This is a genomic window from Bacillus cereus (genome assembly GCF_015071065.1).
Lineage (GTDB): Bacteria > Bacillota > Bacilli > Bacillales > Bacillaceae_G > Bacillus_A > Bacillus_A cereus_BA.
Window position 1 is genome coordinate 235033 of sequence record NZ_VOVA01000003.1, and the last position, 15199, is coordinate 250231.

Here is a 15199-nt window from a genome sequence, read left to right on the forward strand (position 1 = left end):
ACTATTAAATAGTACAATATATAAATAAATTATGAAAAGGAGGTGAACGACTATGAAAAATATACTCCCAGCACTATTACTCTATATTATTGTTTGTATTATCGCCGTTATCGTTCCAGCATCTGACGGCTATAATACTGTGGGCTGGAAACTATTTGTTGGGCAAGTGTACGCAATACCTATTTTCATTATTGCTGCTGTTATTACATTTTATATAAATAAGAAACGATCTTATGAATAAACGATAAGTAGGATAGCTATTGCTATCCTTTTTTATTTCCACCCAATAGGCTCGTCTGTAATTTTATAATAAAAAAGGACAAGCAGCCAATCCGACTACTTGTCCTTTCTATTTATCCATACTCAATAATATTAAGCTTGGAATGTTTCTGTTAATACAGGAACGATTTGTTTTTTACGAGATACAACACCTTTTAAAGTAGCTGTGTTATTTTGTAATGTTACGTTGTATGCTTTCTCAACAACGTTTGTTGCTTTACCGATCGCAAGACCAACAGAGTCGTTAGTTAAGATATCAGTTACAACGAATAAGAATAGGTCTAAACCTTTTTCTTCTACTACTGCAGAGATAACTTTTTCAAGTTCCGCTTGGTGTACAAGAACGTCGTTTGTATCAACAGCGTTTACTTGTGCGATTTCAACTTTCGCGTTACCCATTTGGAATTCTTTAGCGTCAAGGGAGATTAATTGCTCCATTGTTTTTCCGCTTAAGTCAGCACCAGCTTTTAACATTTCTAAGCCGTAGCTATCTGCGTCAACACCAGCGATTTCCGCTAGTTCACGAGCAGCTGCTACGTCTTGTTCTGTGCAAGTTGGAGATTTGAATAGTAAAGAATCTGAAATAATTGCAGATAACATTAAACCTGCAACTTCTTTACGAATTGCAACGCCATTTTCTTTGTACATTTTGTTTAAGATTGTAGCTGTACAACCGACTGGCTCACAACGGTAGTATATAGGATCGCTTGTTTCAAAGTTAGCAATGCGGTGATGGTCAATAACTTCTAACACACGAACAGATTCGATATCGTTAGCACTTTGTTGACGTTCGTTATGGTCAACTAAAATAACGTTGTCCACTTCGTTTGCTACTGTCTCAACAAAACGCGGTCCTTCTACTTTAAAAGAGTCTAACGCAAATTGAGTTTCACCGCTGATTTCGCCTAAACGTACAGGCTCAGCATTCATTCCTAATTCTTTTTTCAATTCTGCATAAGCAATCGCAGAACAAATTGCATCTGTATCTGGGTTTTTATGCCCGAAAACTAGTACTTTTTCCATGTTTTCCACCTCTTCATGAAAAGGATATCTTAAAGAAGCAAATATGACAATATTTAAAGCGTATTTTTTTATAAATAATTGCAGTTTCTTCTATATTTTTCATCATTTTCACAAATAAAGACCCTCTAAAATAATTTAGAGGGTCAAAGGTTATCTTCTCGTTAAAATAAAGATGGTACTTGCACTACGTTGTTAAATGCGAAATTGGAAAAGGCAGTCTAATTATCAAATAGCCCTCTTCCTCTCAAATTTGCGGAAACAGGCTCCTTTCCTATTTCACGTGCCCATATAGATAACTGGCCGATATGGTGGATTTCGTGGACAATGACATGACGTATTATCTCTCCATGTGTACATTCAATGACTCTGCGCCTGATTGGTGCGTCTCTAGAGCTAATCGATTCTTCATTGAAATCAGTTTCTGAAAGTTTCCGAGAATCCATTTCATTTGTCCAAGATGTCACAAATGGCTTCACTTTCTCGTGGTATTGAGCCGAAAGATTTTTCACTTTTTGCAAGCTAGCATAATCTTCAAACAATGGCTCCTCAGGTACTGGTTCACCTCGCAAACCTAAGATCCACATATATTCCACATCTACAATGTGAAATAGAGTATGTAGGATACTGCCGAACCCACCGATCCGTTTCTTTAATAGTTCTTCATCCGGCATTTCTTCGCACAATGTAAACCAATCATCACGAACTTGCCAGTTATATTGAAACAGTTTCAACATGACAGCAACCTCCATCTTTTAGATTAACATTTAATATTCACCAAAAGACTTCAAGATTCCTATTTAAATAATAACTCTAAAAAACCTGTTAAAACCTTCTACAAACTGGCCCTTTAATTAAACAGTCCAGATGAAGTTAAAGGGTCAAAAGAAAAACACTATTATACAGGGTTTTATCAAATTTTATTTTAAATTATCAATCTTTTACATAATAACAAATATATCGTTTGAAATTATCTCCCTTTTCAAATAAAAAACTAAATCATTTTATAATAAATAACCGTGGCATCGAGCTCACCATTCGGAGAAATTGCATATTCCGGTATTTTTCCAACTTCTTGATAGTCTAATGATTTGTACAATCTATTTGAAGGATCTCCTTCTCTAGTATCTAACACTAAAAGAGACCTGTTTTCTTGCTTTGCTCTTTCCTCTGCTTTTTGCATAAGCGAACGTCCAATGCCGTTACGTCTAAAGTTTGGATGAGTCATTAACTTGCAAATTTCGGCTCTATGGATCCCGTTAGGCTTTGTAACTAGATGTAATTGAATGCTTCCTGCCACTTCATTGTTTATTTTAGCAACATATAATATCACTTCGGGCGCTAATACAGTTTGCCAATAATTGGTTGTTTTTTTTTGTTTTAGTGGAGGTAAAAAACCAATTGACGCCCCATCATCTACTACAGTTTTCAAAAGTTTAGAAAGCTCTTCAATAGCATTTTCTAGTTGCTTAATTTCTTCAATTACTAAATTTCGCATTACTTTTCCCCCTTTTGTTTCATTGTAACAACTTTTAAAGAAGGAATAATGAAATTCTAAGATGAAATTATTTAATATATGATTTTTTAGAGAAAGGATAACTATATGAAATATATATTAGATAGGACATATGCAAGAGAATTACTCGAGTGGGCATATGAACAAAACTCAGGTCCGTGGCTCGAACATTCATGTAATGTTGCCCTTGCAACTGAAAAGATAGTTGTAGAACTTATTAATAATGGGTACGACCTAGATGCTGACATAGCATACAATGCTGCCCTCCTGCATGATATAGGAAGATATAAAGGTTTTACCAAATCTGTTATTCATTCCTATGATGGGTATATGTACATGAATGATTTAGGATATACAGGAAACGCGATTATTTGTGTGACACATTCGTTTCCTTGCAAAAATGAGCATTTAGATATCGCAGCGGGGTGGAGCCTTGTTCCCGATTATATGGAAAGTCGGTTAATTGAAATATTGAATGAAAATAGTGACTACGACTTATACAATAAGGTCATTACCCTTTGTGACGCACTTGCTGATGCGGAAGGCTGTACTACTCTTGAAAAAAGATTCATTTCTGTTGGTTTACGTCACGGAACAACCTCTCATACCTCTTTACATTGGAAGGGATTCTATACAATTAAGAATGAATTAGAATCTATAATCGGTAAGAGTATATACACACTTCTTCCTGATGTAGAGAAATCAATTTATAAAAATATAGAATATTAAAATAAATACAACTTGAAAACGATAGAATTTGTATGTATGATTCAAAAAAAACTTTGAAAAGTGGAGGGATTAATTATTAGTAAAATAGGATTTGACTTGATAAATCATGAGGATAACTTTGATTTTGGATATGAAGATATTGCGGGTATATCTAGGAGATGTAAATTTTCTAACTGTTCGCATACTAATGAACCACACTGTGCAGTTAAAAAAGCTCTCTCTGACGGAATTCTTTCTGAAGAAATATTTAATAATTATTATAGATATATAAACGAGGCGCAATATGTTTCTACACAAAGGAATAAAACAAAAGCTATCGATTATATGAAACAATTGAAACTCTTTCAAAAAAGTTAGGCTAAACTAGAAAGTCCCCCTTAAAATAATAGTTTAAGGAGGGCTTTTTCTCGCTTAATGACTTTGATTTTTCAATTCCACTATACACTCTTGTATTAAAATCATCGCTTGGCACATTTCAGTTCTTCAGAAATTGCAGCTAAAACACAACAAGATAATAAAATCCCTTTACTCAGATCAATAAAAGATAGAATTTTCAGTTTTTTAATCCCGGAAATTTGCAAGCTTAAAATTTCACACTATCATCGACTGGCACTTTTTCTTTAGAGCTTTTCCTTTCAATCTCTTTACTCTTCTCTTCCCAAAACGCTAATCCTTCAATTCCTACCTTTTTAGGATCAAATATTGGGTCTTTTCCTTCTTTCTTCTGCGCCTCATAATCTTTTAACACTTTTAATGCTGTTTTACTTAATAGTAAAATCGCTATAAGGTTTAACCATGCCATACTGCCTATTCCTAAATCTCCGAGATTCCATAAAAGGGACGCTGATTCTACACTACCGATGTAAACCATAATTAAAAATCCGATTTTTAAAATTGGCTTTAACCAACTATATTTTAGTCCACTATCTAAATAAGTAAGCGTCGTTTCAGCGATATAGTAATAAGCGAGTAAAGTTGTAAATGCGAAGAAGAAGATTGCGATTGAAATAAATATTGGACCAAATCCTGTCATAACGGTTTCAACTGCTTGTTGTGTATAAATTGGACCAGCTTCCACATTCCCTATGTTTTGTACAATTGCACTCTTTCCTTCAGGTATAACATTGTACATGCCTGTTATTAAAATCATAAGAGCCGTCGCTGTACATACGACAATTGTATCAATATATACGGAAAATGCTTGAACTAAGCCTTGTTTTGCAGGATGCGATACTTCAGCAGCAGCAGAACTATATGTTGCTTCTCCTACACCAGCAATGTTTGAAAATACTGCACGCTTTACTCCCCATGCAATAGCTGCCCCAACGATCCCTCCAAACATTTCATTTACACCAAATGCGCTTGAGAAAATTAAAGCAAACATACTTGGAATTTCCGTTACATTCGCAATTAATACGATACATGTAACAATTACATAACCAATTGCCATAAATGGAACTAACATTTGTGAAACGCCCGCAATTCTCTTTACTCCACCAAAAATAATCGCTGCTAGTAACACAACTAAAAATATACCAGTTACATATTTACTAATTCCAGAAGAATTTTCAAACCCCACTGCGATACTACTTGATTGAATCCCTGGCAATAACATGCCGTATGAAATTGTAACGACGATCGCTACAATGACCGCAAACCATTTCATTTTTAAACCCTTCTCAATAAAGTATGGCGTACCACCGCGATATTCATTGCCCACCTTACTTTTATATACTTGTGCTAATGTCGATTCAACAAATGCACTAGCTGCTCCTAATAATGCCATCACCCACATCCAAAATACAGCTCCAGGCCCGCCAAAAGCGATAGCTGTCGCTACTCCTGCGATATTACCAATTCCAACCCGGCCCGATAACGCCAAACAAAATGCTTGAAAGGATGATATTCCCGTCTCCGAGCTCTTCCCTTCAAATAATAGTTTAATCATCTCTTTAAAATAACGAATTTGTAAAAAACGAGTCGCAATTGTGAAATACACTCCTGCTCCTAACGCAAAAACAACTAAACCAATACTCCATACTTGTCCTACTAACCATTCTACTAATTTCTCCATCCAAATCCCCCTTATAATTCTTTTGAAAAAGCAATTTTATATATAAGAAAACGGACAACCTTTATCCTACCTACCAGTTGTCCGCATCTCTCACTATTTCATCATTCTTTTATCCTGCTATTTGTGGGCAGTAAAACTCCCACCTCCTAAATCCGGTGAATACAAAGAAGTAAGGTGGAAGATCAACTGCTCGTAAATACCCGATTGGTTCTACTACTATTCAGCGTGGATGAAAAGACTCCCACTGAATAGAGTTTCACTTTATATTTACCCAAACACTTTTCACTTCTGTATAGTTATCAAGGGCGTATGAACCTAATTCACGTCCGATACCAGATTGCTTATATCCACCAAATGGTGCAGCAGCATTTTCTAGGTTATAATCATTAATCCACACTGTTCCTGCCTTTAATTTATTGGCAACTTGATGCCCTGTTTTAATATTTTGTGTCCATACACCCGCAGCAAGCCCATAGGAAGAGCTATTTGCTCTTTCAATTACTTCTTCTGTCGAATCAAATGGAAGTATAACGACAACTGGTCCAAAAATTTCTTCCTTAACAATTGCCATATCATCAGTAACATTTGTGAATACTGTTGGCTGTACAAAATAACCTTTTTCAAATGCGCGTTCACCGCCAGCTGCAACAGTAGCACCTTCAGCTTTTCCTTGTTCAATGTAACTTAGCACACGCTCTTGCTGTTTTTTAGATACGAGCGGTCCCATTTCAGTTTCCGCCTCCATACCTGCCCCTAGCTTCACGTTATTTGCCATTCTTACAAGTTCATTTACGACTGTTTCATAATGCTTTCGATGAACGAATACTCGAGACCCTGCGCTACAATTTTGACCATGATTATACATAATTCCTTGGAACGCACCGTTAATTGCTTCTTCTAAGTCAGCGTCTTCTAAAATGATGTTTGGTGACTTACCACCAAGTTCTAATGTTACATGTTTAATTGTTTCTGCAGATTGTCGCATAATATATTTCCCCGTAACTGTTGAACCTGTGAAAGCTACTTTATCAATATCATGATGGTTTACAATTGCCGATCCTGCTTCTTGGCCGAAACCTGGAACAAAGTTTACAACACCGTTTGGAAAACCAGCCTCTTTAAAAAGCTTCGCTGTATATAGTAAAGATAAAGGCGTTTGCTCTGCTGGTTTTAATACAATCGTACAACCTGTCGCAAGAGCGGCTCCCATTTTCCAAGAAGACATAACGAGCGGAAAATTCCACGGAATAATTTGACCAACAACGCCAACCGGTTCATGGCGTGTGTAATTTAAGTAATCTTTTGAAATCGGAATTGTTTGCCCGATAATTTTTGTAGCCCATCCCGCGTAATAGCGGTAATTTTCTACAGTCGCTGTAATATCATCATCAAGTGCTACTTGATATGGTTTCCCATTATCTAAAGCTTCTAGCTGTGCTAATTCTTCTCTATGTTCTTCAATTAAATCTGCTAATTTATAAATAAGATGCGCTCTTTCAGCAGTAGTCATTTCTGCCCAAGGGCCTGATTCAAAAGCTAATGTCGCAGCTTTTACTGCGACATCAATATCTTCTTCTTGTGCTTCACAAACAACCGCAAGAACATCTTCTGTCGCTGGGTTGTAAGTTTCAAACGTCTTCCCACTAATAGAAGGAACAAACTCACCATTAATAAACATTTTAATTTCTTCATTTAAAAACGCTTTCACTTTTGGTTTCAGCTCAATATTTGTCGTTAACATATATGCTCTCCTCCTTATTTAAACAGCTGCATGAGCTGCAATTTCTGATAAAATCGTTTGAAGCTTTTGATCTTCTTCTATCGTTAATCCTAATCTCGGATAACGTGAAGGTCCTCCGACTTGCCCATGTAATTCCATTGAGCGTTTAACGATTTGTACATATTTCCCTGATCCTTCAAGAAACTCACAAAGAGGTAAAATAGCATCGTTCATTTCCCACGCTTTTTCTAATTCACCATTTTGAAAATGCTCATACATTTTCGTAACAAGTCCTGGAACGATATTTCCTGCTACTGAAACCCATCCTGTTGCACCAACTAAATAAGATTCCATAACTAAATCTTCAGATCCGCAGAAGACTTGAAAAGCACCTTCGCCTTTTCTTACTAAATCTCTCGCTTTTCGAATATCTCCGCTAGATTCTTTAATATGTGTAACATTTTCACATTCTTTTCCAATACGGAGCATTAGCTCTGTACTCATATCAACACCAGAAGTAAATGGATTATTGTATAGCATAATTGGTATATTTACAGCGTTTGAGATTTCTTTAAAATGAAAATAGATTTCCTCTTCTTTCGGTTTACAATAATACGAGTTTATAATTAATGCACAATCTGCTCCGTGCGCTTCTGCATGTTTCGTATATTCAATCGTTTCTTTCGTCGTCTCCGCAGCAGTTCCAACAATAACTGGAATACGGCCATCTACTTCTTTTAATACTGTTTCTACCATGTTAAATCGTTCTTCTTTTGATAAACTAACAAATTCTCCCGTACTTCCATTAATAATAATTCCAGCTACCTTTTGCTCAATAAAGTAGTTTACGTTTTGTTTTACACCTTTCCAATCAATTTCTTGAAATTCATCCATCGGTGTTATTAATACTGGAAATGCCCCTTTAATTTTTTGCATCTTAATCTCTCCCTTTAACATTTTATTTTAATAAAAATCCTGTTGGAAACGGATCTGTAGGGTCTAATAGAAACGTCTGCATTCCTGTAATAAACCCTCTACTTTCAAATCGAAAAATGTATCCTAGTTCTTCTTTCTTCACTTGTTCCACTGTTATAAAGCTATTAAAAATACTTTCATTTTTAAAAGGTTTATCCGCTATATAATCATTTTTAAATAATGCATGAACATAAGACACAATAGTAGAAACAAAACCTGGCGAACGTACTATAAAGTTATCTTCATGAAATGTAATCGACTTTATATGGTTCTTTTCTTTTTGCATAGAATCTACTAAAATAAGTCTTTTTATTAATGACTGTTTTTGTATCGCTTGAAGTGTAGCTTCTCCCCATTTTTTTAATTCAGAGATGTTTTCAATACAAATTTCTGGTGAATACGTATCCTTTTCTACGACTGCATATACTTTATCAGCCTGTATAAGAGAATAACGTATATTACCAATCTTCAAATCTTTCTCAACCATATAACATAGTTTACTTTCAAACGACACCGATATAACTTCATCATCCTCTACATAAGCGTGGACTGAAAAAATTCCAGATAACGTTTCAATTTTGTATTGATTAGAATCTCTCTTTTTTAAATATCCACTTTCTAGTAACATCGTGATTACCGCGACAATACCACCGTAATGAAGATGGATTGATCCTTCATGATTAAAAAACAATACAGCTGCATCAACTTCATTATGAATAGAAGGAACGACAATACATCCATTTAAACCGATAAAACCACGTGGTTCATTTAATAAGAGCTTCATTTCTTCTGCTAAATCACCTGAAAATTGTTCATTTAGTTGTTCCAAACTGTAGTAATATTTGCATGGTACGTCTTTAATTACACGAAATGCTTCGCCAGCTACGTGTACGTCTACTGCTGTATACATTTTTTGAATGTTCATTTTACATCCTCCGTTTCATGTTCCATCGGCGGAATTAGCAAAAACCCTTCTTTTAGTGGATCCTTTTCATTGTAAAAAAATCTATGCATTCCCATAAGCCAAGCTGACCCTGTAATTTTCGTTACTACAGCTTCAATATTTTCGACATATGTTGTATTCATGACACATCCTTTAAATAGAGAACCAACAATACTCTCATGAACGAACTCTTCATCGATGTCAATTTTTTTATGAGCGTATAATACAGCTAACTTCGCTGATGTTCCTGTACCACATGGAGATCGATCAATTCCTCCTGGCGGAACAACAACTGTATTTTTCACATGTGCACTTTCATGAGTAGGGTCTGTGTAAAATTCAATATGTGTTAATCCTCTTATAAACGAATACTGCGGATGAATGATTTCAAACTTCTCATTAATTGTATTTCTAATATGAATCGCCTTATCAATAATTGTAGAAGCGTTTTCTGGTACTAGTTCTAGACCAACTGACTTCGCATCGATAATGGCATAAAAATTTCCTCCATATGCAATATCAGCCTCTACAGTTCCAATTTCTTCGACGTGTACAGAAATATTTTTCAGTAAAAAAGCTGGTATGTTACAGAAGGAGACTTCAATCGCTTTCCCATTTTGAACAGAAATATCTACTTCAACTAAGCCAGCTGGTGTATCTAACTTTAGAGAAGTAACCGGTTCAACTACTGGAATTAAACCTGATTCAACTAAAGCTGTACATACACCGATTGTATCGTGACCACACATCGGTAAATATCCACCTGTCTCTATGTATATAACGCCTATATCCGCTTCCGGATGACACGGGTCTGTTAATAATGCCCCTGACATTACATCATGACCACGTGGCTCATTCATTAGCAATTTGCGAATCCAGTCATACTCCTTTTTCATATGTAACATCTTCTCTGCCATCGTCTCTCCAATTAACTTAGGAAGTCCGCTAATTAATGTCCTCGTTGGATTCCCGCCTGTATGTGTATCAATCGTCGTAAAGACTCTTTGTGACCTCATCCGTTTAACACCCTTTCTGTAAAACGACTCAAACGAAGTGCTTCAATAGGAATGATTGTTTCTTTTTCATTTAATAACTCTTCAATCACTTTCCCAGTAACTGCCGCAAGACTAATTCCATCACCTTCATGTCCTGCTGCAATAAAATAATTAGGAATATGTTCCACTCGTGAAATAATTGGCAAATGATCTTCTGTCCATGGACGTAAGCCAGCATAAGAACGAATCACCATCATATCTGCCATTTTCGGATAAAAACGAATCGCTCGGTTCGCAATACATTTAATAACCTCGTTGTTAATCCTCGTATGAAAGCCCACAAACTCTCTACTACTACCAATTAAAAAGTTTTGGCTTTCTGTCGGTTCAAATACAAGTGCAACCCCGTACTTTTCAGTTAAAGCATCCACTTTTCGTTTTCCGCCAAATTTAGAAATCAAATAACCAAATTCCATTACTTTACGTGAACCTACGTGTTGTTGCCTTGAAGCTACAATAATATGCCCCTTTCTCGGTTCTATAGGGATATTCACATCTAACATCTGTCCGATTTTAGGAGCCCACACACCGGCTGCATTCACAACTTGCTTCGCAGTAAACGTTCCATTTGTCGTTTCTACAATAAAGGAACCGTCTATATCTCTTTTTATTTCTTTCACTTCTGTATGATTAAAAGTTTTTGTACCAAATTTCTTCGATTCTGCAAGAAGTGAAAAAGCAAGAAGATATGGATTTACAGTCGAATCAGTTGCGCATTCTAAACCACCCAATAAATCATCCGCAAAAAATGGTGATTCCTCTCTTATATCTTGCCTATCAAGCATTCGAAATGGTAAACCAGCTTCTTTTTGACGATTTACCCATTGCTGTGCTGCCTCCATTTCTTCGTCTGATTCACAAACGAGAATGCTTCCTGGCGTCCTATATTCAAATGAGTGCTCCAACTCTTCACTTAATTCAGTTACTAATTTTTGACTTACTAACGACATTTGGCTATCAAATCCTGGGTCTTTATCAATCGCTAAAATGTTCCCGTCACACCGTGAAGACGTCCCACTGACAAATTCCCCTTTTTCAATGATTGTTACGTCTCTTCCGTATTTTGAAGTGTAATAGGCGATAGAACATCCTATAATACCACCGCCTATTATTAAAACGTCACAGTGCCTCATATATAGCACTCCTCCTTTCTCCTAAATCTCTCACTTTCTATTTATGCAATTGGTGTGCCAACTCTACATCCATAAATATTTATATAAAATAAATTTATTTGTAAAAATATTTTAAATTTATCGTAAATAGGTGTATTATTTTCTTATCACTGTCTAAATTTTTATACATAACAGGAGGACAATATGGCATTTTCATTTCCAACAATAAAAGAGTTTATAAAGATTTTGTCAATCGATCATACAAGCACCATTCAGCACATGAAACAGATAGGTGAAAATTTTTATTACCTTCCTTCATCTACTGAAGAATACAGTTGCATAGTTATTTATGAAGATGACTCTTTCACTACGTTAATCGAAGCTTTTTCTAACCATTCTGCGGTCGTTATTATGAACGAAAATCTAGAGCCGATATGTTGTATAACTGCTCAGCAAATGATTCCGTTTCTTTATAAGTCTTACAATGAACTACAAGCTTTTTATAACACTGTTATTCAAACGTCTGATTCTTCTGTTACCGTCATTGATGATAAAGAATGCGTTCGTACTTGGACAGATGGCGCTCAAAAAATCTTTTCAGTCAACCATAATGAAATTATCGGACAACCCATTACACGTTTTTTTGATTATAAAGATTTAGAAATTTTACAATCATTACATGACGGAAAAAGTATAATAGCTCAGTTCCATCAGCCTCGCCTTGATTTGTTCGTATTAATTAATTCAAATCCTGTTTATTGTAACGATAAAATTATAGGAGCAGTCGTTTCTGAAACGGATGTTACAAATCAAGTTGTTTTGAATGAGAAATTATTTAATATGTCGCATGAAGTACATCGCTTAGAGCAAGAAGTGGCCAAGTATAAAGATACATCCGATCCTTTTCATGCGATGAATGGAAAAAGCCCAGTCATACAAAGGACTATTCAATTAGCTAGAAAGGTTTGTTCAGTGAAATCAACAGTTTTAATACTCGGAGAAAGTGGGGTTGGAAAAGAAGTATTTGCGAAAGCAATACACGAAGCAAGTGAAACAGCAAACGCACCTTTCATCTCGATCAACTGCGGCGCAATTCCAGAAGCGTTATTTGAAAGTGAATTATTCGGGTATGAACGCGGGGCGTTTTCTGGTGCAAATAGTAAAGGTAAAAAAGGTAAAATAGAACTTGCACAAGGTGGTACTTTATTCCTCGATGAGATAGGCGAAATGCCGCTCGATATGCAAGTGAAACTTTTGCGTGTACTGCAAGAACGAAAGTATTACCGAGTTGGTGGAGAAAAAGAAATACATATTGATTTCCGCATTATCGCTGCTACAAATCGTGATTTACAAGAAGAAATGAGAAAAGGAACGTTCCGAGAAGATTTATACTATCGCTTAAACGTAGTAAGCTTGCATATTCCGCCACTACGCGAAAGACGAGAGGATATTATCGAATTAACCTATTCCTTCTTAAATGATTTTTCAATAAACTATAACAGGCCTATTCGCGACTTACCTTCAAGCATTATGCATGAACTGCTTCATTACAATTGGCCTGGTAATATTCGCGAGCTCCGCAACGTAGTTGAAAGACTCGTCGTATTTGCGACAGATGGCATTATAAAACAAGAATATTTACCATTCCATACAAATGATACTTCAGAGAACGAAACATCTCATTCTCTTTTACTCAGCAACAACAACACGATTCTCCCTTTACAAGAAGAGATGGATGAGCATGAAAAAAAGGTCATTGAAAGAGCTTTACGCATTTTAAATGATAATAAATTAGAATGCGCGAAACAACTTGGCGTAACGAGGGCCACTTTATATAACCGTTTAAAAAGACTTGGATTACACTAATTCCCTCTCCTCCTCTATATTGGCATAGTTTTTGCATCATAATTTGTGCAAACCGAACTAGAGGAGGAATACATATGACGAATAAAGAAAACTTAATTGTTTGTCGTTGTGAAGAAGTTACATACGGACAACTTCAATCGACAATTGCTGAATATAATTGCTCAGCTCGCGAATTAAAATTAAGAACGCGTGCTGGTATGGGTTTTTGCGGCGGAAGAACATGTAGAATGACGATAGAACGAATGGTAGAAAGTGCGAATCCTAACGCATCCAAAAATGAAATTCCATTAAAATATCAACCACCAGTGCGTGCAGTTACTTTTGGAGCGGTAGGTGACAATCAATGAGTAGAATTACACATCACCCTATTTTAGGTAGTTTAAATACTAGTCAGCGCATCACTTTTCAATTTAACAATCAACAATATGAAGCATATGAACATGAAACGATAGCGGCCGCTTTACTTGCAAACGGAATAAGAACGTTAAGAGTGCATGAAGATAGCGGAACTCCGCGAGGTATTTATTGTAATATCGGGCATTGTTCTGAATGCCGCGTGACTGTAAACAATCAAACGAACGTACGAGCTTGCTTAACTGTAGTTGAAAACGATATGGTTGTTGAAAGCGGAAAACAGCATCCAAATATCGTGAGAGAGATGGTGAAAAAGCGATGATCGATGTAATTATTATTGGTGCGGGACCAGCAGGATTATCAGCTTCCATCTCTTGTGCACGTTTTGGACTTAACGTACTTGTTATTGATGAATTTATGAAGCCGGGTGGGAGGTTGTTAGGACAGTTACATCAAGAGCCTACTGGCGAATGGTGGAACGGAATAGAAGAATCAAAACGCCTTCACGAAGAAGCAAAATCACTTTCAGTCGATATTCGATGCGGTGTTTCCGTCTATAATTTAGATAAAGATGCAAGTTCTTGGTTCGTACATACAAATATCGGTACATTAGAAGCACCGTTCGTACTAATTGCTACTGGGGCTGCTGAGTATTCTATTCCCCTTCCTGGCTGGACACTTCCAGGAGTTATGTCAATTGGAGCAGCTCAAGTTATGACAAATGTTCACCGGGTTCAAGTTGGGAAAAAAGGAATCATTATTGGTGCTAACATTTTGTCATTCGCCATTTTAAACGAATTGCAATTAGCTGGAATTACAGTGGATCATATTGTACTCCCTGAAAAAAGCGAGTTAAGCCAAAAGGCCGGTGAACCAGAAGAAGTTTTAAACTCACTCTTAAATGCGGCTCACCTCGCCCCATCTGCTTTTTTGCGTATAGGTAGCCGTTTTATGAAATATGATTGGATTCGAAAAGCTGGATTAACATTTTATCCAAATAGCGGCATGAAAATAAACGGGACGCCGCTTCATCTTCGTAAAGCTGCACTTGAAATTATCGGTACAGATCAAGTTGAAGGTGTTCGTGTTGCTAATATTGATTCTAAAGGAAATATTATTACTGGATCAGAAAAGATATATGAGGCTGACTTCGTTTGTATTGCCGGAGGGTTATATCCGCTTGCTGAGCTTGCGGCTGTTGCTGGTTGTCCGTTCCATTACATTCCTGAACTTGGCGGGCATGTCCCACTTCATTCAGAAGAAATGGAAACCTCACTTCCAGGTTTATTTGTTGCTGGAAATATTACTGGCATTGAAAGCGGAAAAATCGCGATGGCGCAAGGTACTGTTGCTGGATATTCAATCGTGAAACAAGCAAATAAAAAATCTAATTCGGTTGAACAACACTTACAACAAGCAATTCAAAACGTCCACACCGTGCGTCAACAAGCTGCAATTCAGTTTAATCCGATGGTTAATGTTGGTAGACGGAAGATGAATGAGATTTGGCGTGATTCTTCTTCTACATATGCACATACTAAAAAGAGCTGCTGAGA

At 36.4% G+C, this 15199-nt stretch carries 16 protein-coding genes; 7 read left to right on the forward strand and 9 right to left on the reverse strand.

The features are described from left to right. Positions 1–52: 52 nt before the first annotated feature. Positions 53–241, forward strand: a complete 189-nt coding sequence (locus FT637_RS11860; RefSeq protein WP_193646463.1) for a DUF4017 family protein — start codon at positions 53–55, stop codon at positions 239–241. Between the two features lie 131 nt (positions 242–372). Here the strand turns inward: FT637_RS11860 and ppaC are convergent, their stop codons facing one another. The 3 genes from ppaC to FT637_RS11875 all read right to left on the reverse strand — a co-directional run bounded on the left by ppaC (position 373) and on the right by FT637_RS11875 (position 2797). After that, a complete protein-coding gene (gene ppaC / locus FT637_RS11865; RefSeq protein ID WP_193646464.1) occupies positions 373–1302 on the reverse strand; it encodes a manganese-dependent inorganic pyrophosphatase in 930 nt (309 codons plus the stop codon). A gap of 218 nt (positions 1303–1520) precedes the next feature. Next, positions 1521–2036, reverse strand: a complete 516-nt coding sequence (locus FT637_RS11870; protein WP_193646465.1) for a DinB family protein — start codon at positions 2034–2036, stop codon at positions 1521–1523. Positions 2037–2293: 257 nt separating this feature from the next. Continuing rightward, the gene (locus FT637_RS11875; RefSeq protein WP_193646466.1) at positions 2294–2797 is read right to left on the reverse strand and encodes a GNAT family N-acetyltransferase; all 504 of its coding nucleotides are present in this window, start codon (positions 2795–2797) and stop codon (positions 2294–2296) included. A 105-nt stretch (positions 2798–2902) separates the two neighbouring features. Here FT637_RS11875 and FT637_RS11880 point away from each other — a divergent pair, with 105 nt between their 5' ends. Both FT637_RS11880 and FT637_RS11885 read left to right on the forward strand, forming a co-directional pair. Beyond that, positions 2903–3544 carry an HD domain-containing protein gene (locus FT637_RS11880; RefSeq protein ID WP_193646467.1) on the forward strand — a complete coding sequence of 214 codons (642 nt, stop codon included), beginning with the start codon at positions 2903–2905 and terminating at the stop codon, positions 3542–3544. Between the two features lie 60 nt (positions 3545–3604). Next, a complete protein-coding gene (locus FT637_RS11885; protein WP_193646468.1) occupies positions 3605–3901 on the forward strand; it encodes a hypothetical protein in 297 nt (98 codons plus the stop codon). Between the two features lie 226 nt (positions 3902–4127). Here the strand turns inward: FT637_RS11885 and FT637_RS11890 are convergent, their stop codons facing one another. From FT637_RS11890 to FT637_RS11915, 6 genes are all read right to left on the reverse strand, one after another. Next, positions 4128–5618: an alanine/glycine:cation symporter family protein gene (locus FT637_RS11890; protein WP_193646469.1), complete on the reverse strand. Its 1491-nt coding sequence runs from the start codon at positions 5616–5618 to the stop codon at positions 4128–4130. 256 nt (positions 5619–5874) lie between these two features. Then, entirely contained in the window at positions 5875–7359 is a 1485-nt protein-coding gene (locus FT637_RS11895) for an aldehyde dehydrogenase family protein (RefSeq protein ID WP_193646470.1), read from the reverse strand. Positions 7360–7377: 18 nt separating this feature from the next. After that, positions 7378–8274, reverse strand: coding sequence for a 4-hydroxy-tetrahydrodipicolinate synthase (dapA, locus tag FT637_RS11900; RefSeq protein WP_193646471.1), 897 nt, complete (start codon positions 8272–8274; stop codon positions 7378–7380). A 22-nt stretch (positions 8275–8296) separates the two neighbouring features. Beyond that, entirely contained in the window at positions 8297–9238 is a 942-nt protein-coding gene (locus tag FT637_RS11905; protein WP_193646472.1) for a proline racemase family protein, read from the reverse strand. Beyond that, entirely contained in the window at positions 9235–10272 is a 1038-nt protein-coding gene (locus tag FT637_RS11910; protein ID WP_193646473.1) for a proline racemase family protein, read from the reverse strand. Before FT637_RS11910 ends, FT637_RS11905 begins: the two co-directional genes overlap by 4 nt. Continuing rightward, on the reverse strand, positions 10269–11444 hold the full coding sequence (locus FT637_RS11915) for an NAD(P)/FAD-dependent oxidoreductase (RefSeq protein ID WP_193646474.1): 1176 nt from the start codon (positions 11442–11444) through the stop codon (positions 10269–10271). Before FT637_RS11915 ends, FT637_RS11910 begins: the two co-directional genes overlap by 4 nt. A 183-nt stretch (positions 11445–11627) precedes the next feature. On the opposite strand from FT637_RS11915, the gene FT637_RS11920 reads away from it, so the two are divergent. The 4 genes from FT637_RS11920 to FT637_RS11935 all read left to right on the forward strand — a co-directional run bounded on the left by FT637_RS11920 (position 11628) and on the right by FT637_RS11935 (position 15197). Further along, positions 11628–13289 (forward strand): sigma-54 interaction domain-containing protein, encoded by a 1662-nt coding sequence (locus tag FT637_RS11920; protein ID WP_193646475.1) that lies wholly within the window; start codon positions 11628–11630, stop codon positions 13287–13289. Between the two features lie 74 nt (positions 13290–13363). After that, positions 13364–13636, forward strand: a complete 273-nt coding sequence (locus FT637_RS11925; RefSeq protein ID WP_193646476.1) for a (2Fe-2S)-binding protein — start codon at positions 13364–13366, stop codon at positions 13634–13636. Further along, positions 13633–13965, forward strand: a complete 333-nt coding sequence (locus FT637_RS11930) for a (2Fe-2S)-binding protein (protein ID WP_193646477.1) — start codon at positions 13633–13635, stop codon at positions 13963–13965. Before FT637_RS11925 ends, FT637_RS11930 begins: the two co-directional genes overlap by 4 nt. After that, positions 13962–15197: an NAD(P)/FAD-dependent oxidoreductase gene (locus tag FT637_RS11935; RefSeq protein WP_193646478.1), complete on the forward strand. Its 1236-nt coding sequence runs from the start codon at positions 13962–13964 to the stop codon at positions 15195–15197. Before FT637_RS11930 ends, FT637_RS11935 begins: the two co-directional genes overlap by 4 nt. Positions 15198–15199: the final 2 nt, after the last annotated feature.

Coding starts and splice junctions, on each gene's coding strand:
- FT637_RS11925 (WP_193646476.1), top strand. CDS start 13,364: ATGACGAATAAAGAAAACTTAATTGTTTGTCGTTGTGAAGAAGTTACA.
- FT637_RS11930 (WP_193646477.1), top strand. CDS start 13,633: ATGAGTAGAATTACACATCACCCTATTTTAGGTAGTTTAAATACTAGT.
- FT637_RS11920 (WP_193646475.1), top strand. CDS start 11,628: ATGGCATTTTCATTTCCAACAATAAAAGAGTTTATAAAGATTTTGTCA.
- FT637_RS11915 (WP_193646474.1), bottom strand. CDS start 11,444: ATGAGGCACTGTGACGTTTTAATAATAGGCGGTGGTATTATAGGATGT.
- FT637_RS11910 (WP_193646473.1), bottom strand. CDS start 10,272: ATGAGGTCACAAAGAGTCTTTACGACGATTGATACACATACAGGCGGG.
- ppaC (WP_193646464.1), bottom strand. CDS start 1,302: ATGGAAAAAGTACTAGTTTTCGGGCATAAAAACCCAGATACAGATGCA.
- FT637_RS11860 (WP_193646463.1), top strand. CDS start 53: ATGAAAAATATACTCCCAGCACTATTACTCTATATTATTGTTTGTATT.
- FT637_RS11880 (WP_193646467.1), top strand. CDS start 2,903: ATGAAATATATATTAGATAGGACATATGCAAGAGAATTACTCGAGTGG.
- FT637_RS11890 (WP_193646469.1), bottom strand. CDS start 5,618: ATGGAGAAATTAGTAGAATGGTTAGTAGGACAAGTATGGAGTATTGGT.
- FT637_RS11935 (WP_193646478.1), top strand. CDS start 13,962: ATGATCGATGTAATTATTATTGGTGCGGGACCAGCAGGATTATCAGCT.
- FT637_RS11870 (WP_193646465.1), bottom strand. CDS start 2,036: ATGTTGAAACTGTTTCAATATAACTGGCAAGTTCGTGATGATTGGTTT.
- FT637_RS11875 (WP_193646466.1), bottom strand. CDS start 2,797: ATGCGAAATTTAGTAATTGAAGAAATTAAGCAACTAGAAAATGCTATT.
- FT637_RS11905 (WP_193646472.1), bottom strand. CDS start 9,238: ATGAACATTCAAAAAATGTATACAGCAGTAGACGTACACGTAGCTGGC.
- dapA (WP_193646471.1), bottom strand. CDS start 8,274: ATGCAAAAAATTAAAGGGGCATTTCCAGTATTAATAACACCGATGGAT.
- FT637_RS11895 (WP_193646470.1), bottom strand. CDS start 7,359: ATGTTAACGACAAATATTGAGCTGAAACCAAAAGTGAAAGCGTTTTTA.